Below are 14,697 nucleotides of genomic sequence, written 5' to 3'. Positions count from 1 at the left end.
TCAGGCGGGTACACGCGTGCGGAGCAGGCCGACGACGGCCTCCGCGAGCTGGATGGGGTCCAGAGGATGGGGTACGGCGGCGTCCGCACGCGACCAGGTCGCGAGCCAGGCGTCCTGGGGACGGCCGGTGAGGACGACGAGCGGCGGACAGTCGCGGATCTCGTCCTTGAGCTGCTTGGCGATGCCCATGCCGCCGGCGGGGACGGCCTCGCCGTCGAGGATGGCCAGGGCGATGCCGCCGGCGTCCATGTTCTGGATGACCACGGGCTCGGTGGCGATCTCGACGTACTCCAGCTCCGGCAGGTCCGGGTGGGGTCGGCGGCCCAGGGCCAGGATGACCTGCTCGCGGGTGTGCACGTCGTCGCTGTAGACGAGGACCTTCAGAGTCGCGGGGGTTCGCACCCGCGCGATGCTACTCGGAGCGGGCGGACTCCGTCGGCGCGGGCCGCTGGGCGGCCGGGGCCGCCCGCTGGTCCTGGCGTTCGAGACGGTCCAGGCGGCGGTCCTCGCGCTCGGCCTCCTTCATCGAGGAGCGCACCCACTGCACGAAGAGCACGACGAAGAACACCAGGCCGACCAGGTCGCCGGCGCCCCACAGGATGCCGCCGGCCAGCCTCTGGTCCTCGAGGGGGTCGGGGAGCCAGGCGCCGAGGGGGCCGTCGTGCAGCGAGGGGTACCAGTCGCCGCCGAGCAGCGTCTTCTGGCCCATGATGGTGACGCCGAGGAAGGCGTGGAACGGCAGCGTCATCACCGTCAGCAGCACCCGGAACGGGTGCGCGACCCGACCGGGCAGCGGGTCGACGCCGACGATCGGCCAGAAGAACAGCGCGCCGACCGCCACCAGGTGGACGTGCATCATCTCGTGGACGTAGGTCGAGCGCAGCGAGGCGTCGTACCAGCCGGTGAAGTAGAGCGCCCACGGGGAGAGGACGTAGAGCCCGAAGGCCAGCGGCGGGAAGCCCAGCACCTTCGCCAGCCGTGAGTGCAGCACGGCCAGCAGCCAGCCGCGCGGACGACGAGGCAGCGTGCGCAGGGCGAGGGTGACCGGCGCGCCCAGCGCCAAGGACAGCGGGACCACCATCGACAGCACCATGTGCTGGACCATGTGCGCGCTGAGCAGGACGGTGTCGTACGCCGCCAGCCCCGACGACGTCGCCAGGTAGAACGCGAGCATCCCGACGCCCCAGGCGATCGACCGGCCGACGGGCCAGACGTCCCCGCGACGACGCAGGAGCAGCACGCCGACGACGTAGAGACCCGTGGCCCACACCGTCACGATGAGCGGCAGGGGCGCGATCCCCCACTGGGAGAGCAGCGCACCGGCGTCGAACGGGGGCAGGCCCTCGACCTCCGCGGCGACGGACGCGACCACCATCCCCACGTGTCACCTCCTCGACCGGTCCGGAACGCTGTTCGAGCGTAGGTCGTGAACCGAGAGCGTCCCGAACGGGGGGTCGGGATGCCGTCCGTCGGGGTTAGACGCCATAATGGCGCCCGTGGCGATCTCAGCTTCGGCATCTCTTCCGGCCTCGCGCCTGCACGGCCAGCACGACCGACCCAGCATGGTCGCGGTCGGCACGATCATCTGGCTGTCCAGCGAGCTCATGTTCTTCGCGGCCCTCTTCGCGTCGTACTTCACGATCCGGTCGGTCTCGCCGGAGATGTGGGCGGAGAACACCGCGCTGCTGAACGTGCCGTTCGCGTCGATCAACACCACGATCCTGGTGCTGTCGTCCTTCACCTGCCAGCTGGGCGTGTTCGCCGCCGAGCGCGGCCAGGTCTCGCGGGCGGGCTCGCTGCTGCAGGTCGGCAAGTGGGGCCTGCGCGAGTGGTTCATCCTGACCTACGTCATGGGCGCCGTCTTCGTCGGCGGCCAGGCGCTGGAGTACGCCGAGCTGATCCACGAGGGCGTCACGATCCCCCACGACGCGTACGGCACGATGTTCTACCTCACCACCGGATTCCACGGCATCCACGTCACCGGTGGTCTGATCGCCTTCCTCTTCGTCCTCGGCCGCACGTACGTCGCCCGGCGCTTCACGCACGAGCAGGCGGTCAGCGCGATCGTCGTCTCCTACTACTGGCACTTCGTCGACGTCGTGTGGATCGGCCTGTTCGCGACGATCTACCTGATCAAGTGACACGGCGGACACCGATGACGAAGATCTGTTGGATCCTCCGGACTGACAAGGACTGAATGTGCGCCTTCTGAACCGTTCCGCGGGTCGACTCTCGCGGCATCGCCGCGGGCCGATCGCCGGACTCCTGGTGCTCGTCTGCGGCCTGCTGCTGACGGGCGGCCTCTATGCAGCGCTGGCGCCGGCCCAGGCCGACACCAGTCAGGACGAGGCGGCACTGATCAAGGAGGGCCGCGAGCTCTTCCTCGTGGGCTGCGCCTTCTGCCACGGCCAGAACGGCGAGGGCGTCCTGACCCAGGGCGGCTCGCAGTACGGCCCGCCCCTGACCGACGTGGGCGCCGCCGCCGTCGACTTCCAGGTCGCCACGGGGCGCATGCCGATGGCCCAGCCCGGAGCCCAGGCGCCTCGCAAGGAGCGCGTCTACGACGACGAGGAGACCGAGGCCCTCGCGGCGTACGTCGCCTCGCTCGGCACCGGCCCGGCCATCCCCGACAAGGAGCTCTACTCCACCGAGGGGATGAGCGACAAGGAGCTCGAGGAGCTCGTCGTCCGCGGTGGCCAGATCTTCCTCGCCAACTGCACGGCCTGCCACAATTTCGAGGGCTCCGGCGGCGCCATGCCGCGCGGCGGCTATGCGCCCAAGATCCGCGGCGTCGACTCCAAGCACATCTACGAGGCGATGCTCACCGGACCCCAGTCGATGGACACCTTCTCCGACGGCAACATCCCGCCGGAGGACAAGAAGGCGGTCATCGCCTACCTCAACGAGCTGGACGAGGCCCCGAGCTACAGCGGTTTCACGCTGGGCGGCCTCGGTCCGGTCAGTGAGGGCATCATCGCCTGGGTCGGTGGCATCGGCGTCCTGGTCGGCTTCGCCGTCTGGATCGCGGCGCACACCACCCGCTCGAGCAAGAAGAAGGACGAGGCGGCAGCGTGACCGACGCACACGACAACCACTCCGAGTCGAGCGGGGGCGAGCTCGTCGGGCCGATCCCCGATCCGGGCCTGCCCGAGCACCAGTGGCGGCCGACCGACGTCGACCCCGCCATGGAGAAGCGCGCCGAGCGCCAGGTGGCCGCGCTGTTCGGCCTCTCCGCGGTCGCGACGATCGCCTTCCTGGTCTCGTACTTCACCCTCGACATCGGCGACGACTGGCACGTGATCGGCGGCTTCGGCGCCTCCACGATGGCGCTGGGCTTCTTCCTCGGGCTCGCGCTGCTGCTCATCGGGGTCGGCATCATCCACTGGGCCCGCAAGCTCATGGCCGACCACGAGATGGTCGAGCTGCGCCACCCGGCACGATCCTCGGACGAGGACCGCGAGGTCGCCGTCCAGGCGCTCAACGACGGTCTCGCCGAGTCGGGCATCGGCCGCCGGCCGCTGATCCGCAACTCGCTCCTCGGCGCCGTCGGCCTCCTCGGCCTGCCGGCCGTGGTGCTGCTGCGCGACCTCGGCCCGCTGCCGGGCGACAAGCTGAACCACACGATCTGGGGCAAGGGCACCAAGGACAAGCCGATGCGCATCGTGCGCGACGGCATCTGGACCCCGATCCTCGCCTCGGACCTCGAGGTCGGCGACCTGGTCAACTGCCAGCCCGACGCCCTGCACAACCCGGAGCGCTACGACATCGACCCGACCGAGGTCGAGGGCGTGAACCTCCAGATCCACAAGTCCAAGGCGTCCCTGATCCTGCTGCGGATGCCCCCGGGCGACATCAAGCCCGGCAAGGACGCCCAGGGCAAGAGCCGGGCCAACTGGACCGTGAACGGCATCGTCGCCTACTCCAAGATCTGCACCCACGTCGGCTGCCCGATCTCGCTGAACGAGCGCACGACCCACCACCTGCTCTGCCCCTGCCACCAGTCCACGTTCGACCTCGCCGACTCCGGCAACGTGGTGTTCGGCCCGGCCGGCCGCCCGCTGCCGCAGCTGCCGATCACCGTGGACGACGAGGGCTACCTGGTCGCGCAGAGCGACTTCGACGAGCCGGTCGGCCCGAGCTTCTGGGAGCGTGACTACTATGAGCGTTGATCTGAACCCCGACCTCAGCAAGGTCGCCTCGACCAACGGCACGACGCCCGCCACCACCAAGGGCGGCAAGGCGGCCGGCGCCATCGCGACGTGGGCCGACGACCGCCTGGGCCTCGGCGGCGCGATGAAGAAGAACATCCGCAAGGTCTTTCCGGACCACTGGTCCTTCATGCTGGGCGAGATCGCTCTGTGGAGCTTCGTCGTCCTGCTGCTGACCGGCGTGTTCCTCACGCTGTGGTTCGACCCGAGCATGACCGAGGTCCAGTACGACGGCGCCTACGACCCGCTGCGCGGCGTCCACATGTCCTCGGCGATGGCCTCGACGCTGGACATCTCCTTCGACGTCCGCGGTGGCCTGCTCATGCGGCAGATGCACCACTGGGCCGCGATGATCTTCATCGCCTCGATGATGATCCACATGCTCCGCGTCTACCTGACCGGCGCGTTCCGCAAGCCGCGTGAGCTCAACTGGGTGATCGGCTGCCTGCTCCTGCTGCTGGGAACGATCGAGGGCTTCACCGGCTACTCCCTCCCCGACGACCTGCTCTCGGGCACCGGCGTCCGGGCCGCGGACGGCTTCATGAAGGCCTCGCCGGTGATCGGCACCTACATGTCGTTCTTCCTCTTCGGCGGCGAGTTCCCCGGCGACGCGATCATCCCGCGCTTCTACGCGATGCACATCCTGCTCATCCCGGGCATCCTGCTCGCCCTGGTCGCCGCGCACATGCTGCTGCTCGTCTACCACAAGCACACGCAGTGGCCCGGTCCCGGCCGGACCGAGGGGAACGTCGTCGGCTACCCGATGCTCCCCGTCTACGCGGCCAAGGCCGGCGGCTTCTTCTTCATCGTCTTCGGTGTGATCACGCTGCTCGGCGGGCTGTTCTCCCTCAACCCGGTGTGGAAGTTCGGGCCCTACGACCCGTCCAAGGTGACCGCGGGCTCGCAGCCCGACTGGTACATGGGCTGGCCCGACGGCCTGCTGCGCATCATCCCGGCCTGGGAGACCCACATCTGGGGCATCACCCTGTCCTGGAACGTGATGCTCCCGATCCTCGTGATGCCGCCGCTGATGCTGATGATCCTGATGGCGCTGCCGTTCCTCGAGGCCTGGATCACCGGCGACAAGCGGGAGCACCACCTGCTCCAGCGTCCGCGCAACGCTCCGACCCGGACCGCGATCATGGTCGCGCTGATGACCTTCTACGGCCTCTCCTGGGCCGCGGGCGGCAACGACATCATCGCGATCAAGATGCACCTGAGCATCAACCAGATCACGTACTTCATGCGTGGCGCGGTGTTCATCGGTCCCGTGATCGCCTTCATCATCACGCGCCGTTGGTGCATCTCGCTCCAGCGTCACGACGAGGGCAAGCTGCTCCACGGCTACGAGACCGGTGTCCTGGTCCGCTCCCCCGCGGGCGGGTACGCCGAGAAGCACCTTCCCCTCCCCGAGGGCAAGGCGTACACGCTCACGGCCCGCGACGACGACCCGACGCCGGAGACGGTCGAGGAGATCGACGCCTCGGGTGCCACCGGCCGCACCGCGCGCCTGCGCAAGCTGCGGGCCAAGCTGGCCACCGTGTTCTTCGCGGACAACGTCCAGAAGCCCACGACCGAGGAGCTTCACGAGTCTCAGCACCACGCGGAGCACGAGCTCCACGAGCTCGAGTCGCAGATCGCCGCGGGCCCCAACCGGCACGGTCCGGCCGAGCACTGATCTCCTGATCAGCTGAACGACGCGAAGGGCGCCGCTCCCCCACCGGGAGCGGCGCCCTTCTCCGTCTGTCAGTCCTGGTGGTCGGTCACCACTGCACACCACAAGCCCGCGCAGACAGCGAACTGCGCGAGGGCCGGCAACCAGTACAGCGGGCCGTCGATCATCGCGAGCGCGGCCTGTGCGACGAGAATGGCGCTCAGGAGCTGTCCGGATCGAGTGCGCCGACACCCCTGCCACACACGCCTCGCCCCTGCGCGGAGCAACGACCGAGCCGCCAGTCCCAGGAGCAGGAGGACCCCGACGACGCCGAACTCCATCAGCAGCTGCAGCACGACGTTGTGCGGGTGGAGCACCAGCGCCATGGGCTCGACCAGTGCGAAGGCGTCCGGTCCGCGGCCGAACCAGGGGGCTCGCCACACATCGTCAACAGCGGTGTGCCACAGCTCCACGCGGCCCGAGCTGAACCCCTCGCCGTCCGCTGCGGCAGTCGTGGCGACGCGGACGAACACGTTCGGCGTTTGCCATGCACCGGAGACGTGGAGCGTCGACACCGCCGCCGCGGCCAGCAGGAAGGCCACCAGCGCGTCCACGAGAAATGTCCGACGCCTGCCACGCCGGCTCAGCAAGATAACGATCCCCGCGAACAGCAGCCACGCGAGGAGCGGACCGCGGGAGCCACTGGCCATGATCACGACGAGCATCAACGCAGTGCCAGCGACAGCCGCGACCCTCAGTCGCTGGTTCAACAGCCCGAGCCCACCCGCGGCCGCAGCGACGAGGAACGCCACGGCGGCCATCCGGCGGACGTTCACGAAGGTGCCGACGTGCTGGCCCTGGAACGGAGGAAGATGTGGAGCCATGTCGACGAGCGCCACCAGGACGAAGGCACCGCTGGACGCCACGATCGCGCACAGCCAGGGCGCCAACGACCAAGTCGGCGCCTTCGCTATCCCGTAGACAGCCACCGCGAGGAGCACCAACGCGGCGTAGAGCGCCGCCCGTGGCAGCGCGTCGACAGGTGACGGCGACATCGCCATCGACACGGAGCCCGAGGCGAGGATCAGGACCAACCACGACCAGAGACGTCCCGGCAAGCGGATCGGGCGCCTGGAGACACGCAGCAACAGCAATGCAGTCAGGCCGACGACCCCGATCACAAGGGCGAACTGCAGGAGCAGGAGGCGGTCCTCTGCGCGGGGAGCCTGCAGGCCGGCCAGCGCAGCCAGGAGCACGCCGAAGACCAGCGGGGCGAGCCGCACGATCCCCCTCTCCACGGCGACGGCGGAGGCGGGCTGCTCCGGGCTCATGGAGCCAGAGTCTGTCAGGCCAATGCAGAGCCGGCGACGTAATCCGGCCAGGAGACGTTCCAGTCGCCCCAGCCGTTGCCGGGCTCCATCGCACGGTCGGTGCCGACGTACTCGACGACGTCGCCGCGACGGGTCATGGAGTAGAGCCAGGCGGCGTTGTCGATGCTCATGCCGGTGCAGCCGTGGGAGACGTTGGCGCGGCCCTGGGAGCCGACCGACCACGGCGCGGCGTGGATGAACTCGCCGGAGCTGGTGATCCGCATGGCCCACTTCACGTCGTCGATGTCATAGGCCTCGGCTGAGCCGCGGGCGATGCCGACGGTCTCGGAGTTCATCCGCTTCTGGGCGTACTTCTCCATGATGACCTTCACGCCGGAGCGGGTGGTGAAGCCCTCCTTGCCGGTGGTGATCGGAAGCGTGCGCAGGAGCCTGCCGTTCTCGAACACCTTCATCTGGTGGGTGCGCGCGTTGACCTTGTAGACGTGGGCGGCGCCGATCTCGAAGTCGACCTTGCGGTCCTCCTGGCCGTAGATGCCGGCGCCGGCGCTGACACCGTTGACGGCCACGTCGACGCTGACCTTCGTGCCGGCCTGCCAGTAGCTCTGGGGGCGCCAGTGCGCCTCCCTGCTGCTGACCCAGAACCACGAGCCCGCCTGGGCGGGGGTGCTGGTGACTGTCATGTGCTTCTCGAAGCTCGCCTGGTCGGTGACCGGCAGGTCGAAGTTGACGACCACCGGCATGCCGACGCCGACCGTCTCGCCCTGCAGCGGCGCGATCGAGGCGTACGTCTGCTGCTCCAGGCTCAACGCCTGGGTGGTGAAGGTGGAGACGCGCTGCACCTCCTTGCCCTCGGCGTTGCGCGCGACGGCGCGGACGCGGTAGCGCGTGCCCGGCTCGAGGCCCGCCGAGGACACCCAGCGCGCACCGTCACCGCGGATCTCGCCCTCGACCCGCCCCGCCTTCGACCTGAGCACCACCGAGGTCAGCGTGCCCTTCTCGGCCCTGACCCGCACGACCTTGTCGACAGATACGTCGGCAGCCTCGTCCTTGACATTGGCGGTCACGACCGCGTCGGGCGCCGCCGCGGCGGCGGTCTCGTCGTCACCGGCGCCGCCGTCCGTGCCCGGGACGAACCCCGAGCCGTCGCAGCCTGCGGCGACGAGCGCCACCGCAGCCAGTGCGGAGGCGACGCGCAGGGCGCGCGAACGAGAGCGTGTCAGCGGGGAAGGCACAGCACGAGGGTACCTGGCAACGCCGACGATTCCGGCCTTCTCACCGCGTCGGCGACGTCACAGCGCTGTTGGGCGCGAGCGTGTCGCCAGTCGAGCTCGCCGCACGGTCCTCGCTTCGGACCGCGGGCTTCGCTCGACGCGGCTTCGCCGCGGGGCGACACGCTGCCGCGCGCGCGGTCGAGTCGCGTAGGGCCACCGTCCGCCTGGCGGCAAGACGATGGGGGCTTGCAGGGCACGTTCGCGCCATTCCAACCCCACGCGTCGGTCATCGCGGGAAGCGAGGGCGACGCAGCGCAGGGAGCGACGAAGGAGCGACCCGAGCGGAGGAGACCAGCCTTTCCGCGAGCCGACAGGCTCGCCGCCAGACCGACGCAAGCCCTACGGAAGCCAACCGCGCTCGCGCCATGCACCCTCGCGGAGGCTACGGCGGAAACGGCGCACGAGGAGGCGAAGAGAGCGAGGCACGAGCGACCGGAGCCGACGAGAGCGACGCTTTCCGCCGCGCCGAAGGCTTGCCGCCAGACCGACGCAAGCCCTACGGAAGCCAACCGCGCGCGCGGCAGCGCGGCGCGAGGAACGAGCGACGCGCTCGCGCCACCGAAGCCGACGTGTCGGTCATCGCGGGAAGCGAGGGCGACGCAGCGCAGGGAGCGACGAAGGAGCGAACGGAGCGGAGGAGACCGAGCCTTTCCGCGAGCCGACGCTGTGGCCGCCAGGCGGACCCGACCATCTACCGGACTGGACCGCGCGCGCGGCAGCGCGGCGCGAGGAACGAGCGACGCGCTCGCGCCATCCCACTCAGTGCGCGTAGACCCCGCGGTAATACTCGAAGATCCAGCCGCTGAGAGCGACGGCGCCGAGCACGGTGCCGATGATGAACAGCCACCAGGCGAGGACGGCGACGGCGAAGACCATCACGCCCAGCGTGGCGGCGCACCACAGCGGCCACCAGGAGTAGGGCGGGAAGAAGCCGAGCTCGCCGGCGCCGTCGGCGATCTCGCCGTCCTTGAGGTCCTCGGGGCGCGCGTCCATCCGGTTGGCGTGGAAGCCGAGGTAGAGGGTGACCATCGCGCACAGCAGGGTGGTCATGACCAGGGCGGAGGTTCCGGTCCAGTCGGCGCCGTGGTCACTGCCGTCGGTGATGAACCAGTAGGCAGGGCTGACCAGGACCAGGAAGACCGTGGTCACGCCGAAGATCCATGCTTCGACCTTCATCAGGCGTCGACCTCCTTGGCACCGGCGCCCGCGGCGACCGGCTCGTCGTACATCTCGATGGCGGCGATCTCCGGGTGGTGGAGGTCGAACGCCGGCGACTCCGAGCGGATCCGCGGGATGGAGTGGAAGTTGTGGCGCGGCGGCGGGCAGCTCGTGGCCCACTCCAGCGACCGTCCCCAGCCCCACGGGTCGTCGGTGTTGACGAGCGGACCCTTGCGGGCGACGTAGACGTTGTAGAAGAACGGCAGCATCGAGGAGGCGAGGATGAACGCGCCGATGGTGGAGACCTGGTTGAGCGCCGTGAAGCCGTCGGAGGGCAGGTAGTCGGCGTAGCGGCGGGCCATGCCCTCGATACCCAGCCAGTGCTGGACGAGGAAGGTCGTGTGGAAGCCGATGAACAGCAGCCAGAAGTGGATCTTCCCGAGGCGCTCGTCGAGCATCCGGCCGGTGAGCTTGGGCCACCAGAAGTAGAACCCGGCGAACATGGCGAACACGACGGTGCCGAACACCGTGTAGTGGAAGTGCGCCACCACGAAGTAGGAGTCCGAGACGTGGAAGTCGAGCGGGGGGCTGGCCAGGATGATGCCGGTCAGGCCACCGAACAGGAAGGTCGTGAGGAAGCCGATCGACCAGAGCATGGGGGTGTCCATGCGCACGGACCCGCCCCACATCGTGCCGATCCAGTTGAAGAACTTCACGCCCGTGGGGACCGCGATGAGGAACGTCATGCCGGAGAAGAACGGCAGGTTGACCGCACCGGTGACGAACATGTGGTGCGCCCACACGGCGACCGAGAGGATCGCGATGCCGAGGGTCGCGCCGACCAGGCCGACGTAGCCGAAGATCGGCTTGCGGCTGAAGACCGGGAGGATCTCGGAGATGATGCCGAAGAACGGCAGGGCGATGATGTAGACCTCGGGGTGGCCGAAGAACCAGAACAGGTGCTGCCACAGGATCGCGCCTCCGTGGGAGGCGTCGAAGACGTGGGCCCCGAGCTGGCGGTCGGCCTCGAGGGAGAGCAGCGCGCCGGCGAGGATCGGGAAGGCGACCAGCACGAGGATCGCGGTGATCAGCACGGTCCACACGAAGATCGGCATCCGGAACATGGTCATGCCGGGGGCACGCATGCAGATGATCGTGGTGATGAAGTTGACCGCGCCGAGGATGGTGCCGAGACCACCCATCCACAGACCCATGATCCACAGGTCACCACCGACGCCGGGGCTGTTCACCGAGTCGGACAGCGGGGTGTAGGCGAACCAGCCGAACGAGGCGGCGCCCTGCGGGGTGAGGAAGCCGGCACCGGCGATGAGGCCGCCGAACAGGTACAGCCAGTAGCTGAACATGTTGAGGCGCGGGAACGCGACGTCGGGAGCGCCGATCTGCAGCGGCATGATCGCGTTGCCGAAGCCGAAGAACAGCGGCGTCGCGAAGAGCAGCAGCATGATCGTGCCGTGCATGGTGAAGAGCTGGTTGAAGAGCTCCTCGTTGACGACCTGGCTGCCGGGGTAGGCGAGCTCGGAGCGCATGATCAGCGCCATCAGGCCGCCGGCGATGAACCAGGCGAGCGCCGTACCGAAGTACAGGTTGCCGATCAGCTTGTGGTCGGTCGTGGTCAGGACGCGGACGAGCTGCTGGCCGAGCGGCTTGCGCTGGCTGAGGTCCGCGGAACGCGCGAGAGTGGTCACTCGTGCTCTCCCTCGTCGTCGTTGATGGGCTCGTCGGCGTACTTGCCGCCCACGACCGGCTCGTCCGACACGTGGCCGGGGTCCTCGGCAAGGTCGGCGAGGTAGGCCTGGTAGTCCGCCTCGGAGACGACCTTCACGTTGAAGAGCATCCGCGAGTGGTAGGCACCGCACAGCTCGTAGCACTTGCCGGCGTAGTCGCCGACCTCGGTCGGCGTCACCTGGTAGGAGTTCTTGTTGCCCGGGACCACGTCCATGCGCATCGCGAAGGCCGGGATGCCGAAGTTGTGGATGACGTCGGGGCTGCGGAGCTGGAACTCGATGGTCTTGTCGACCGGGATCACGAGGTCCGGAATGTCCTCACCGGTGCCCGACACGAAGACGTTCTCGCCCTCGTAGGGCTGGTTGAACGTCCACTGCCACTTCTGGCCCACGACGGTGACGACCACGTCCGGCTCGGGGTCGTGCTCGAGCGCGATGTTCTGCACGCGCACGGTCTGTGCGAAGAAGGCGATGACCATGATGACCGGGAAGATCGTGTAGAAGATCTCGATCGGCAGGTTGTAGCGGGTCTGCACCGGGACCTCGTCGTCGCTGCGACGACGGAACCACAGCGGAACGCCGATGATCAGCGCCCAGGTGATGACGCCCACGACCAGCGCGGCGATCCAGGAGCCCTGCCACAGGTGGAGGATGTGCTCACCCTGCTTGGTCGTGATCTCCGGCATGCCGAACCGTTCCCACTGGGTATCGGTCGAGCAGCCGGACAGCGCGAGCGCGAGTACGACGAATCCGGCGAGCGGGGTCGCGCGACGAAGTCGCTGCGCGCCACGCGTGCGCTCGGGGTGCCACCAGCCCACGAACGAGCCTTCCTCTCGAGGGTCAGAACCACCACGAACATTAGCGGAGAGCGGCCCTGCCTGGGGCAAGGGGTCCTTCCGTGGCGGTGTTCTGGACCTCGTCTAGGGTCGGGTCGTGAGCCGCACCTCCGAGGTCTACCTGGACTCGGCCTCCTCGACGCCGCTCCACCCGGCGGCGCGAGACACCTTGCTGGCCGCCCTCGAGCGCGGGTACGGCGACCCGCGGCGCCTCCACGGCGCCGGGCGCGACGCCCGGCTGCTCCTCGACAACGCTCGGGCGGTGGTCGCCGAATGCTTCGGCGCGCGGCCCGACGAGGTGGCCTTCACGGCGTCCGGCACGGACGCGGTGCACCGGGGCCTCCTCGGCCTCACGGCGGCCACGGGTCGTGACGGCATCGTGCACGGCGCGGTCGAGCACTCCGCGGTCCTGCACGCCGTCGACTGGCGCCCCTCTCCCGCTCACGCCCGGGTCCCGGTCGACGCGACCGGCCGGGTCGACCCGCGGGCGATGGCCGCGGCGGCGGCCCGGTCAGGGGTCGGCGCGGTCGCACTACAGGCGGCCAACCAGGAGGTCGGGACGCTGCAGCCCGTCGACGAGCTCGACCTGCCGGCCGGCGTACCCCTGCTGGTGGACGCGGCGGCCGCGGTCGGGCACGTGCACCTCCCCCGGCGCTGGGACGCGCTGACCGCGTCGGCCCACAAGTGGGGCGGTCCGGCCGGGGTCGGCGTGCTCGTCGTGCGTCGCGGCACGCGCTGGACCAACCCCTTCCCCGGCGACGACGGCCTCGACCAGGCCGGCGGGTTCCCCGACGTCCCGGCCGCGCTCGCGGCTGCGGCCGCCCTCCAGGCCGTGCTCGGCGAGCGCGAGGAGGTCGCCGCGCGCCAGCACGCGCTGGTCGACCGGATCCGCGCGACGGCCGCGGCCCTGCCCGACACCGAGGTGGTCGGCGACCCGGTCGCGCGCCTCCCCCACCTGGTGACCTTCTCGTGCCTCTACGTCGGTGGCGACGAGATCGTCTCCGCCCTCGCCCGGCGCGGGTACGCCGTCGCGAGCGGCTCGGCGTGCACCGCCTCGACGCTCGAGCCGAGCCATGTGCTCGCCGCGATGGGGGCGTTGACCCACGGCAACGTGCGGGTCTCGCTCGGCCGCGACACGACCGCCGAGCAGGTGGCGGGGTTCTGCGCGGCCCTGGCCGACGAGGTGGGCCGCATCCGGGCGGAGGCCGGCCTGTGACCGCTCCCGCCGTCGAGATCGACTGCCGCGACCTGCCCTGCCCCCGCCCGATCATCGAGCTGGCGAGGGCACTGCCGTCGGTCGAGGTGGGCGACCTGCTCGCCGTGGTCGCCCGGGACCCGGCCGCGCGTCACGACGTGCCGGCGTGGTGCCGGATGCGGGGTCAGGAGTACGTCGGCGAGGAGGCCGCCGAGGACGGCGCTCCCCGCTACGTGGTGCGTCGCGTCAGCTGAGGTGCTTGCCGACCTCGTCGGCCGCCTCGTCGCCGTAGGAGTCGCGGACCCGGGCGACGAACTGCTCGTGGGTGAAGTCGTACTCCTGGGTGCCGACCGTCTCGACGACGTAGGCGGCGAGGACGCAGCCGACCTGGGCGGCCCGCTCGAGCGACGTACCCCACGACAGGGCGGCCAGGAAGCCGCCGCGGAAGGCGTCGCCGACGCCGGTCGGCTCGACGGCCGCGACGTCCTTGGCGGCCGGCACCTCGAACGAGGTGCCGTCGGCGGAGGTGACGCGCACGCCGTCCTTGCCGAGGGTGGTGACCTGGAGGCCCACCTTGGACAGGACCTCCTCGGCCGACCAGCCGGTCTTCTTCTCGATGACGTGCGACTCGTACTCGTTGGAGAACAAGATGGCGGCGCCGTCGATCAGGTCGCGGATGAGGTCGCCCTCGGCGAACGCGAGCTGCTGGGAGCAGTCGGCGATGAAGGCGTAGCCGCGCTGACGGCACTCCTCGGTGTGGCGCTTCATGGCGTCGGGGTCGTCGGCGCCGATCAGGACGTACGTCGGCGCGCCGACCCGCTCGACGATCGGGAGGAGCTCGATCTGGCTCGCCTCGCTCATCGCGCCGGGATAGAAGGAGGCGAACTGGGCCATCGTGCTGTCGGTGGTGCACACGAAGCGTGCGGTGTGCTTGGACTCGGAGATGTGGACGGAGTCGCAGTCGACGCCGTTGCGCTCGAGCCAGGAGCGGTAGTCGGCGAAGTCCTCGCCGGCCGCGCCGACGAGCACCGGGCGCAGGCCGAGCCGGGCCAGGCCGAAGCACATGTTGGGGGCGACGCCGCCACGGCGGATCTCGAGGTCGTTGACCAGGAAGGAGACCGACAGCTTGTCGAGCTGATCGACGACCAGCGAGTCGGCGAACCTGCCGCCGAAGGTCATCAGGTGGTCGGTGGCGATCGAGCCGGCGATCAGGAGGGAGCCCGTGGGTGCAGTCACGAGACCGAAGGCTAACCGAGGGGACCGCGTGTCGACGTTCTCGCCTGGGTCTACCCGGAAGTA

Annotated in this window: 14 protein-coding genes; 6 read left to right on the top strand and 8 right to left on the bottom strand. The window is 69.7% G+C overall.

The features are described from left to right. Entirely contained in the window at positions 1–402 is a 402-nt protein-coding gene (locus FHP29_RS04505; protein ID WP_192903964.1) for an Rv3143 family two-component system response regulator, read from the bottom strand. 10 nt (positions 403–412) lie between these two features. Next, positions 413–1,375, bottom strand: a complete 963-nt coding sequence (locus FHP29_RS04500; RefSeq protein WP_139621768.1) for a cytochrome c oxidase assembly protein — start codon at positions 1,373–1,375, stop codon at positions 413–415. Between the two features lie 112 nt (positions 1,376–1,487). Between FHP29_RS04500 and ctaE the strand changes: the two genes are divergently transcribed. Genes ctaE through qcrB form a run of 4 tightly spaced genes read left to right on the top strand, consistent with a single transcriptional unit; the run spans position 1,488 to position 5,886 of the window. Next, positions 1,488–2,141, top strand: coding sequence for an aa3-type cytochrome oxidase subunit III (gene ctaE / locus FHP29_RS04495; protein ID WP_139621658.1), 654 nt, complete (start codon positions 1,488–1,490; stop codon positions 2,139–2,141). A gap of 58 nt (positions 2,142–2,199) precedes the next feature. After that, positions 2,200–3,075 (top strand): cytochrome bc1 complex diheme cytochrome c subunit, encoded by an 876-nt coding sequence (gene qcrC / locus FHP29_RS04490; RefSeq protein WP_139621657.1) that lies wholly within the window; start codon positions 2,200–2,202, stop codon positions 3,073–3,075. Further along, a complete protein-coding gene (gene qcrA / locus FHP29_RS04485; protein WP_139621656.1) occupies positions 3,072–4,169 on the top strand; it encodes a cytochrome bc1 complex Rieske iron-sulfur subunit in 1,098 nt (365 codons plus the stop codon). Before qcrC ends, qcrA begins: the two co-directional genes overlap by 4 nt. Beyond that, positions 4,159–5,886 (top strand): cytochrome bc1 complex cytochrome b subunit, encoded by a 1,728-nt coding sequence (qcrB, locus tag FHP29_RS04480; RefSeq protein WP_139621655.1) that lies wholly within the window; start codon positions 4,159–4,161, stop codon positions 5,884–5,886. Before qcrA ends, qcrB begins: the two co-directional genes overlap by 11 nt. A 68-nt stretch (positions 5,887–5,954) precedes the next feature. Here the strand turns inward: qcrB and FHP29_RS04475 are convergent, their stop codons facing one another. The 5 genes from FHP29_RS04475 to ctaC form a co-directional block, all read right to left on the bottom strand. Continuing rightward, a complete protein-coding gene (locus FHP29_RS04475) occupies positions 5,955–7,193 on the bottom strand; it encodes an O-antigen ligase family protein (protein ID WP_139621654.1) in 1,239 nt (412 codons plus the stop codon). 14 nt (positions 7,194–7,207) lie between these two features. Continuing rightward, positions 7,208–8,425 (bottom strand): L,D-transpeptidase, encoded by a 1,218-nt coding sequence (locus FHP29_RS04470; protein WP_240044306.1) that lies wholly within the window; start codon positions 8,423–8,425, stop codon positions 7,208–7,210. Between the two features lie 798 nt (positions 8,426–9,223). Beyond that, entirely contained in the window at positions 9,224–9,640 is a 417-nt protein-coding gene (locus FHP29_RS04465; protein ID WP_139621653.1) for a cytochrome c oxidase subunit 4, read from the bottom strand. Next, complete coding sequence (gene ctaD / locus FHP29_RS04460) at positions 9,640–11,328, bottom strand: aa3-type cytochrome oxidase subunit I (protein ID WP_139621652.1); 1,689 nt, start codon at positions 11,326–11,328, stop codon at positions 9,640–9,642. The genes FHP29_RS04465 and ctaD overlap by 1 nt, the downstream gene beginning before the upstream one ends. Then, the gene (ctaC, locus tag FHP29_RS04455; protein WP_139621651.1) at positions 11,325–12,185 is read right to left on the bottom strand and encodes an aa3-type cytochrome oxidase subunit II; all 861 of its coding nucleotides are present in this window, start codon (positions 12,183–12,185) and stop codon (positions 11,325–11,327) included. Before ctaC ends, ctaD begins: the two co-directional genes overlap by 4 nt. Before the next feature lie 115 nt (positions 12,186–12,300). Between ctaC and FHP29_RS04450 the strand changes: the two genes are divergently transcribed. Together FHP29_RS04450 and FHP29_RS04445 are read left to right on the top strand one after the other, a co-directional pair. After that, the gene (locus FHP29_RS04450; protein ID WP_139621650.1) at positions 12,301–13,419 is read left to right on the top strand and encodes a cysteine desulfurase family protein; all 1,119 of its coding nucleotides are present in this window, start codon (positions 12,301–12,303) and stop codon (positions 13,417–13,419) included. Next, positions 13,416–13,652, top strand: a complete 237-nt coding sequence (locus tag FHP29_RS04445) for a sulfurtransferase TusA family protein (protein ID WP_139621649.1) — start codon at positions 13,416–13,418, stop codon at positions 13,650–13,652. Before FHP29_RS04450 ends, FHP29_RS04445 begins: the two co-directional genes overlap by 4 nt. On the opposite strand, the gene FHP29_RS04440 is transcribed toward FHP29_RS04445, so the two are convergent. Further along, positions 13,645–14,577: a carbohydrate kinase family protein gene (locus FHP29_RS04440; RefSeq protein ID WP_139621766.1), complete on the bottom strand. Its 933-nt coding sequence runs from the start codon at positions 14,575–14,577 to the stop codon at positions 13,645–13,647. The two genes, FHP29_RS04445 and FHP29_RS04440, sit on opposite strands and share 8 nt — an antisense overlap. Positions 14,578–14,697: the final 120 nt, after the last annotated feature.

The organism is Nocardioides albidus, assembly GCF_006335005.1.
Classification (GTDB): domain Bacteria; phylum Actinomycetota; class Actinomycetes; order Propionibacteriales; family Nocardioidaceae; genus Nocardioides; species Nocardioides albidus.
The sequence above is the reverse complement of the archived record's forward strand: the minus strand, read 5'-3'. Positions and strand labels throughout refer to the sequence as shown.

Excerpts from the sequence above, each read along its gene's own strand:
- qcrB (WP_139621655.1), top strand. The coding sequence starts at position 4,159 with ATGAGCGTTGATCTGAACCCCGACCTCAGCAAGGTCGCCTCGACCAAC.
- FHP29_RS04500 (WP_139621768.1), bottom strand. The coding sequence starts at position 1,375 with ATGGTGGTCGCGTCCGTCGCCGCGGAGGTCGAGGGCCTGCCCCCGTTC.
- FHP29_RS04465 (WP_139621653.1), bottom strand. The coding sequence starts at position 9,640 with ATGAAGGTCGAAGCATGGATCTTCGGCGTGACCACGGTCTTCCTGGTC.
- FHP29_RS04440 (WP_139621766.1), bottom strand. The coding sequence starts at position 14,577 with ATGACCTTCGGCGGCAGGTTCGCCGACTCGCTGGTCGTCGATCAGCTC.
- FHP29_RS04475 (WP_139621654.1), bottom strand. The coding sequence starts at position 7,193 with ATGAGCCCGGAGCAGCCCGCCTCCGCCGTCGCCGTGGAGAGGGGGATC.
- ctaE (WP_139621658.1), top strand. The coding sequence starts at position 1,488 with ATGGCGCCCGTGGCGATCTCAGCTTCGGCATCTCTTCCGGCCTCGCGC.